Origin of the sequence: Nocardia sp. 852002-20019_SCH5090214, assembly GCF_001665865.1 — a bacterium.
Classification (GTDB): Bacteria; Actinomycetota; Actinomycetes; order Mycobacteriales; family Mycobacteriaceae; genus Nocardia; species Nocardia nova.
In genome coordinates this window covers 1-7189 of the sequence record NZ_LZMK01000168.1, presented here as the reverse complement: position 1 = coordinate 7189, position 7189 = coordinate 1, and the positions used below count along the sequence as shown (strand labels likewise).

At 69.0% G+C, this 7189-nt stretch carries 8 protein-coding genes; 2 read left to right on the top strand and 6 right to left on the bottom strand.

Annotated features, from left to right (window positions below; translation table 11 throughout):
- Positions 1-90: 90 nt before the first annotated feature.
- Positions 91-915, top strand: coding sequence for a GNAT family N-acetyltransferase (locus tag A5780_RS13820; RefSeq protein WP_063016914.1), 825 nt, complete (start codon positions 91-93; stop codon positions 913-915).
- Between the two features lie 6 nt (positions 916-921).
- Here the strand turns inward: A5780_RS13820 and A5780_RS13815 are convergent, their stop codons facing one another.
- Both A5780_RS13815 and A5780_RS13810 read right to left on the bottom strand, forming a co-directional pair.
- Positions 922-1356 (bottom strand): SgcJ/EcaC family oxidoreductase, encoded by a 435-nt coding sequence (locus A5780_RS13815; RefSeq protein WP_063016912.1) that lies wholly within the window; start codon positions 1354-1356, stop codon positions 922-924.
- A 64-nt stretch (positions 1357-1420) separates the two neighbouring features.
- The gene (locus A5780_RS13810; RefSeq protein WP_231982946.1) at positions 1421-2989 is read right to left on the bottom strand and encodes an FAD-dependent monooxygenase; all 1569 of its coding nucleotides are present in this window, start codon (positions 2987-2989) and stop codon (positions 1421-1423) included.
- Positions 2990-3037: 48 nt separating this feature from the next.
- On the opposite strand from A5780_RS13810, the gene A5780_RS13805 reads away from it, so the two are divergent.
- Positions 3038-3787, top strand: coding sequence for a TetR/AcrR family transcriptional regulator (locus A5780_RS13805; RefSeq protein ID WP_231982945.1), 750 nt, complete (start codon positions 3038-3040; stop codon positions 3785-3787).
- Positions 3788-3799: 12 nt separating this feature from the next.
- On the opposite strand, the gene A5780_RS13800 is transcribed toward A5780_RS13805, so the two are convergent.
- From A5780_RS13800 to A5780_RS13790, 4 genes are read right to left on the bottom strand one after another with little or no spacing between them, the layout of a single operon-like run.
- Positions 3800-4741, bottom strand: a complete 942-nt coding sequence (locus A5780_RS13800; protein WP_064908613.1) for a hydroxymethylglutaryl-CoA lyase — start codon at positions 4739-4741, stop codon at positions 3800-3802.
- The gene (locus A5780_RS39995) at positions 4741-4884 is read right to left on the bottom strand and encodes a hypothetical protein (protein WP_156769492.1); all 144 of its coding nucleotides are present in this window, start codon (positions 4882-4884) and stop codon (positions 4741-4743) included. Before A5780_RS39995 ends, A5780_RS13800 begins: the two co-directional genes overlap by 1 nt.
- The gene (locus A5780_RS13795) at positions 4884-6092 is read right to left on the bottom strand and encodes a CaiB/BaiF CoA-transferase family protein (RefSeq protein WP_064901709.1); all 1209 of its coding nucleotides are present in this window, start codon (positions 6090-6092) and stop codon (positions 4884-4886) included. Before A5780_RS13795 ends, A5780_RS39995 begins: the two co-directional genes overlap by 1 nt.
- Before the next feature lie 33 nt (positions 6093-6125).
- Positions 6126-7055: a TauD/TfdA family dioxygenase gene (locus A5780_RS13790; protein ID WP_063016904.1), complete on the bottom strand. Its 930-nt coding sequence runs from the start codon at positions 7053-7055 to the stop codon at positions 6126-6128.
- Positions 7056-7189: the final 134 nt, after the last annotated feature.

Below are 7189 nucleotides of genomic sequence, written 5' to 3'. Positions count from 1 at the left end.
CCGCGCCGACGGGCAACAATCGGCCTGAGGATCCCCGCCGTCGCGGAAAATCGGTGGGCCGGCTGATCCGACGGGCCTACCGTTGGCGGCATGAGGATCGAGCTGACCACGGACCCGTTCGAACTCCGTGCCCGCGCAGGCGACTGCCTGGCGCGAGACCCGCTGCGGCACACGGTCATTGCCACGATGCTCCGCAACTGCGCGGCCGGGGCGATAACGGTCGATCCGGTCTTCGCCATGGTCTGCGAGGGCGACACGGTGCTGGGGGTCGCCATGAATACGCCCGGGTACGGCGCGTACCTGGGTGACATTCCCGCCACGGCGGCGACGGGGCTGGCGGCGGCCCTGTTCGATCGCGACCCCGCCGTCGTGGCCGTCGAGGGAGATCCGCACTCCGCGTCGGAATTCGCCGTGCACTGGCAACGCCTGTCCGGCATCGCGTTTCGGCCGCAGTGGACGACGCGACTGTATCGCCTCGGGGAGTTGCGCATCCCTGCTGTTCCGGGACGTGTCCGCCGCGCCGGCGAATTCGATACCGATGTGTGTGTGCGCCTGGCCGAACGCATGCGCCGCGAGGAGGATATCGGCCCGGATCCGCGTGCCGTGCCCGATCGGATCGCCGCGGGGCAGTGGTGGCTGTGGGAGGACGAGGGTGCGGCGGTCTCCGTGGTCGCGCATCAGCGGCGCGCATACGGCTGGACCCGGATCGGGCCGGTCTACACCCCTCCCGAATTCCGCCGCCGCGGGTACGCTGCCGCCGCCACCGCGCAGGTGTCGAAAGTGCTGCGCGACAGCGGCTCCCAGGTATGTCTGTTCGCCGATCTCGCCAATCCGACCTCCAACAAGATCTATCAGGAGATCGGCTACCTCCCGGTCGGCGATTTCCCGAGGTTCGTCTTCGGCGCTTCCGGGTGACGGCGGCTACGCCGTGCGTCCCAGTGCCGATTTCTCCGGCTGGAACGGGGTGTTCTGGGCGGCCGCGAGCCACCATCGCCCGTCCCGTTCCACCAGCACGTACATGGCCGTCTCGGAGAAGCCGTCGGGATCGACTGCCTGCCTGCGGATCTGGGCCACCACCACGCCCGGCGCCGGCGTGGTCGCGGCGACCACCTCGAAGGTCGAGGGCGGCGCCACCTGTCCGGCCATCAGGCGGTGGTGAATCGGATTGAGCTGGTCGTAACCGACGACGGTGGCGCCGAACGGGCTGCCCCACAGCACATCCGCGGCGAAGGAGTGGTCGTAGAGATCGGCGTCGCCGGTCTCGCCCGCGCGCTGCAATTCCGCGGCGAAATGCGCGGCCACCCGCTGTGCCGTGGTGCGGGCTGCGGGGTCGTCGAGAGTCGGGCGCTGTGTCATGGCTGTCTCCTGTGTCGTGTTCGCTTCGGCTACAGCCAACCTAGAAGCTGAAGTAAACTTCAGGTCAAGCGTCCGTGTGGATGGCGGTCGAGCGGCCGCCGCGCTCGGGTTCGTGATCGGTGCCGTCCATGATTCGGGCCCAGGCCGACCGGAAGGCCGCGGCGGGATCGGCCGGTGCGACCGGAACCCGCCACGCGATCACCTGGTCCGGGCGGACCAGCAGCGCGCCCGTCGGCGTCAATCCGGTGGTGGCGCACCACGACCGGTCCATGCGGACGATCTCGACAGGCTGCGCGTCGAACTCCCGGTCCGGCGCCTCCGGACCTACCAGCAGCGTGAACGCCGTGCCGATCAGATCGAGCGTGGAGCGGCCGGCGGCGAGGTAGCGGTGGGGCAGCCGGGTACCGGGCTGCCCGGTCAGATCCAGATGGTCCATGGTGTGCGTGCTGCCGTCGTCGACGAACGCGCCGGCGGGATATCGAGTGCCGAGGATCAGGGCGATCGGGTCGGCGAGCGGCGTGCCGTCGGTGGATTCGCGAGTCATGGTGCGCAGGTCGGCGGTTCGGATGCTCGATTGATCGGCGATGTACCGGCCGACGGGGCGGCGCTCGAGGTCGTAACTGTCGAGCAGGTGTGCCGGCGCCGCGCCGCGCAGGACCAACGCCAGTTTCCAGGCCAGGTTGTGGCCGTCCTGGATGCCGGTGTTGGCGCCTGCGGCCGCGTACGGCGGCATCACATGCGCCGCGTCGCCGGCCAGGAACACCCGGCCCGATCGGAACGTATCGGCGATGAACATTCCCGGCTCCCACGGCAATACGCTCAACACCTCCACATCGATATCGGGGACCCCGATGGCCTCTCGCAGCAGTGCGGGCCACCGGCCGGCGGGGTGGTCGACTTCCGCCGAACTGGTGAAGATCCATCGGTGTGCGCCGTCCACCGAGGCGAAAGCGCCGGGGACGCGGTCGTTCTCGATCTGGCAGAGGTTGAATTCGCGGCCCCGCACCCACTCCGTCAGATCCGCGCGGAAGTACACGTTCACGGCGCGGCCGAGGGTGCCGCGGCCGTGGCGGCCGATCTTCAGTCGCTCGCGGATCGGACTGTGCGCACCGTCCGCCGCGACGAGGTACGACGCTCGCAGGGTGTCGACGCGATCCGGAGCCGTGCGCAGGGTCGCGGTGAGACCCGCGGCGTCCTCGGTGACGTCGACGCATTCGACACCGAAGCGGATATCGCAACCGCGTGCCTCGGCCAGTTCGCGCAGAGTGGGCTCCAGCAGATCCTGTGCGCACAGACACGCCGCGGCGGGTGTGATCGCGTCCCAGTCCGGCAGCCCGCCGGGGAAGCTGAACGGCAACCGTTCGGCGCGGGCCAGTGTCGGCCCCGCCGCCATCGCCTGATGTGCCGAGAGTCCACGGGCGGCGTCTTCGACGGCCGCGGCGATGCCGATCCGGCGGAACAGCTCCATCGTCCGGATATTGATCCGGCGTGCCTTCGGCTGGGCCGAGGTGGTGGCCCGGCGCTCGACCAGCACCGACGGTACGCCCTGATGGCGCAGGAACAAGGCCGCGGTCAGGCCGGTCAATCCGCCGCCGACGATGAGGACCGGATCAGAGTGTACGTCGTACATCATGTGTACGTTGTACACCGGTGGTTGAATTCCGGCAAGGAGGTGTGCACGGTGACCGAGGAAGTGCCGGGACCGCTCATCTGGTCCCTGCCGGAACCGCCCGGCCGGCCGACGACGAATCTGAGCCGGGCCGAGATTCTGCGCGCGGGAATGGCGATCGCCGATGCCGAGGGCGCGCGGGCGCTGACGATGCGCCGGGTGGCCCAGGCGGTGGGCGCGTCCACGCCGATGTCGCTGTATCGGTACGTGGGCAGCAAGGATGGGCTGGTCGATCTGATGATCGACGCCGTCTACGGCGAGGTGCCGCTCGCCGACGCTCCGGCTCCGGCGGCGCATTCGGACTGGCGAGGCGCGTTGGAACGCCTCGCGCTGGATACCTGGACTGTCATCCAGCGCCACCTCTGGTTCGGCGAACTCGTCCACACCCGCCCCCCGCTGGGACCGAATGCGCTGCGCTACTTCGATTTCCGTTTCGCGATGCTCGAATCGCTCGGTCTGTCCGCCGACGACCTCTCACTGCTGACCGGTGCGGTGGACGGCCATCTGTTCGGCGCCGCCCTGCAGGTGGCCGAGGAGCGGCGCATGCGGACCCGCGTCGGACTCGCCACCGACCAGCAGCTCGCCGAGGCGGCGAAGCCCCTGGTGGAACCCCTGCTCGCGGACAGTCGCTATCCCGCCTTCACGCGCTGGTTCCACGGCCGCACCGGCGCCGGTCCCGCCGACCCCGTGGCGTGGACACTCGGGTGCCTGCTCGACGGCCTCACCGCACGTATGGGCCTGGACGATCGGGCCGGCCGATAAGGCCCGGCACGCCTAATCCTGGCGCGGCACAACCCATTCGAAGGCACGAGCCTCCGAGCGAGCGCCTTCGGCGGTGCGGGAGCGGTTGGGCTCGCCCAGGTCGGTCAGCAGACGTTCGGTGAGGCCCACCATGGTCGTCAGCGCGGCGGGGGTGAACCAGTCCGGGCGGGTGCCGAACAGAATGTCCTCGCTGGCGGTGTTGCCGCTCGCGCCCGGCGCGAAGGGGCAGCCGCCCAGACCGCCCAGGGAACCGTCCACCGCAGCGGCGCCGGCGGCCAGGGCCGCCAGCGAGTTGGCGACGCCCATACCCCAGGTGTCGTGGCCGTGGAAGAGGATGCGGCGCTGCGGAGTTCCCGTTCGCACTGCGGCGATCAGGGCATGCACCTGCGCCGGATAGGCCTGGCCGAGCGTATCGGCGATCACGATATCGGCGGCGCCGTCGGTGCGGGGATCGGCGGCGATCGCGAGGACTCGCTCGGGATCCACCGGCCCGTCGAACGGACAGGTGAAAGACGTTGCCAGACAGAGTTGAATGGACCCGCCGACCTCCTCGGTCAGCCGGATCGCCTCGGGCATCGCGGCCACGCTGTCCTCGGCCGTGCGGCCGATATTGGCCTTGTTGTGCGCATCCGATACCGACAGGCAGTACTGGAAGTTCCGCACGCCCGCCTCGGCGGCACGCGCGACCTGCCGCGGCGTGGCCACCCACACCCAGCAGCGTTGCAGCTCTTCGGGAGTCAGCGCGGCCACGACCTCCATGCTGTTGGCCATCGGCGGCACCAGATCCGGGCGTGCCATCGAACCGATCTCGAGTTCCGGCACGCCCAGCGCGAGCAGGGTGCGGGCGATCTCCACCTTGTGTTCGGTCGGCAGCACCTTGCCGGTCAGCTGAAGTCCGTCCCGCAGGGTCACATCCCGCAACGTGCCCGCAGTGGTGGAAGGAAAGTCGCTCATCACGCCTCCTGTGTCTTGCGGGACACCCGCGCCCGGTCGGCGGGACGAGCCGCTGCGCGATTGTCGCTCATCACGCCTGCGGTGTTCATGCGGGACACCCGCGCCCGGTCGGCGGGACGAGCCGCTGCGCGATTGTCGCTCATCACGCCTCCAGGCCGTCGATATCGGCGTCCGACATTCCCAGCAGTTCCGAGAGGACCTCTCGGGTGTGTTCGCCCAGATCGGGGCCCACCGTGCGGATCGGCAGCGAACGTTCGCCGATCACCGGGACGATGCCGGTGAAGGCGACCTGTTTCGGTTCGGCGGCGCCGACGTCGACCGGGAAATGCTGAATCATGTTGCGCGCCCGGTACTGTTCGTCGGCGACGATATCGGCCGCGGTGTAGATCGGGCCGCACGGGATGGCCGCCTGCTCGAGGATCGCCAGCGCCTCGTCGCGGGTGTGGCGCACACTCCATTCGCCGATCGCGGCGTCGAGGCGGTCGCGGTGGCGCCAGCGGCCGGCGTTGTCCTGCAATTCCGGATCCTCGGCGAGATCGGGGCGCTCGATCACCTGCATATAGCGCCGGAAGATCGCGTCGCCGTTTCCGCCGATGATGATGCTGGTGCCGTCGGCGCACGGGTAGGCGTTACTCGGCGCGATCCCTTCCATCCGACCGCCGACGCGCTGGCGGTTGATGCCGTAGGCCTCGTAGTCGGGAACCAGCGACTCCATCACGGAGAGAATCGACTCGTTCAGTGCGACGTCGATGATGCGCTGCGGCAACGGGATTCGCTCCTCGGCACCCTTGCGCTGGAACAGTGCCAGCACCGTGCCGAAGGCGGCGTAGATCCCCGCGATGGAATCCCCGATCGAGACGCCCACCCGCACCGGCGGTCGATCCGGGTCGCCGACCAGTTCGCGCAGCCCGCCGATCGCCTCGGCGACCGCGGCGAAACCCGGCCGCTGGGAGAGCGGTCCGGTCTGCCCGTAGGCGGAGATGCGGGTGATGACCAGGTCGGGATTCGCCTCGTCGAGCACCTCCGGCCCCAGCCCCCACTTCTCCAGCATGCCGGGCCGGAAATTCTCCAGCAGCACATCGCAGTGCCGGATGAGATCCAGCACGATCGCCCGTCCCGCCTCGGTGCGCAGATCGAGGGTGATCGACTTCTTGTTGCGGTTCACCGTGCGATACAACATCGAGGTGTCGCCGCCGTAGAGGCGCCAATTGCGCAGCTCGTCACCGGTTTTCGGGCGCTCGACCTTGATCACCTCGGCGCCGAAGTCGCCGAGAATGCGCCCCGCGGTCGGCGCCGCGATGTAGTTGCCCAGTTCCAGTACCCGAACGCCGGCCAGCGGTCGAATCTCCATGTACCGATTCAACCACCGGCCGGCGCCGGCGGATCAGGCCGCCTCGGCCAGATCCTCGATGATCGAGTAGTGGTCGGCGTTACCGGCGATGCTGAGGCTGGTCCGGCCGTCCACGCCGACCGGAATATCTCCGGCCAGCGTGATGCGAGTCAGCTTGCGGTGCTCGGCGCCGTCGTAGTCGTCGATCGCATAATGCTGAGTGGCACGGTTGTCCCAGATCGCCACGTCGCCGAGCGACCAGTTCCATCGGGTGGTGTGCTCGAGCCGGGTCACGCGATCCTGCAGCAGGCGGAACAGAGCGTGTGACTCGTTGCTGGACAGACCGACGAACTGCTTGACGAAATGTCCGAGCAGCAGCGCACGCTCACCGGTCTCGGGGTGTACCCGGACTACCGGATGCTCGGTCTCGTAGTAGGTCGACTGGAATTCCTCCCGGTAGGCCTGCGCGTTCGGGTCCGGCTGCTCCTCGTGGCTCGCCGCGTAGTCGTACTTGTTGGTGTGCACGGCGCGCAGCTCCTCGGCCAGGCGCTTCAGCGGCTCCGGCAGCGAGGCGTAGGCGGCTACGGTCGAGGCCCACGTGGTCGAGCCGCCGTAGCTGGGCAGGGTGACCGCGCGCAGAATCGAGGCCTTCGGGATCCGGTCGACGAAGGTGACGTCGCTGTGCCAGCTGTTGGCTCGGCCGTGGTGGGAATCGATCGCCAGGCTCTTCACGCCTTTGGAGGTGACCGTCGGGTGCGGCGTGGTCGGACTGCCGAGCAGCTGAGCGAATTCGTGCTGACCGTCTTCGGTGAGATGGTGCTGATCCCGGAAGAAGATCACCTTGTGCTCGTTGAGGGCCGCGCGGATGGCCGCGACCGTCTCCGGAGCCAGATCCCCGCCGAGCCGGACGCCGTCGATCCGGGCGCCGATGTGGGTTCCGAGTTTCACCACGGACACGGACTCTGCTGCGTGATCGCTTGACATGGAGGGCCTTTCGCTCGGAACGTGCTGTGTTCCGAGCACACCATCGGGGCCCGCGCGCGACCAGGTTTACGGTCAGCGCGATCACAAAGGCGGCGCCGGCGCTGCGCCCGGCCGACCTTGCTCAGCCGAGGTGT

Coding starts and splice junctions, on each gene's coding strand:
- A5780_RS13810 (WP_231982946.1), bottom strand. CDS start 2,989: ATGATGTACGACGTACACTCTGATCCGGTCCTCATCGTCGGCGGCGGA.
- A5780_RS13795 (WP_064901709.1), bottom strand. CDS start 6,092: ATGGAGATTCGACCGCTGGCCGGCGTTCGGGTACTGGAACTGGGCAAC.
- A5780_RS39995 (WP_156769492.1), bottom strand. CDS start 4,884: ATGAGCGACAATCGCGCAGCGGCTCGTCCCGCCGACCGGGCGCGGGTG.
- A5780_RS13790 (WP_063016904.1), bottom strand. CDS start 7,055: ATGTCAAGCGATCACGCAGCAGAGTCCGTGTCCGTGGTGAAACTCGGA.
- A5780_RS13800 (WP_064908613.1), bottom strand. CDS start 4,741: ATGAGCGACTTTCCTTCCACCACTGCGGGCACGTTGCGGGATGTGACC.
- A5780_RS13820 (WP_063016914.1), top strand. CDS start 91: ATGAGGATCGAGCTGACCACGGACCCGTTCGAACTCCGTGCCCGCGCA.
- A5780_RS13815 (WP_063016912.1), bottom strand. CDS start 1,356: ATGACACAGCGCCCGACTCTCGACGACCCCGCAGCCCGCACCACGGCA.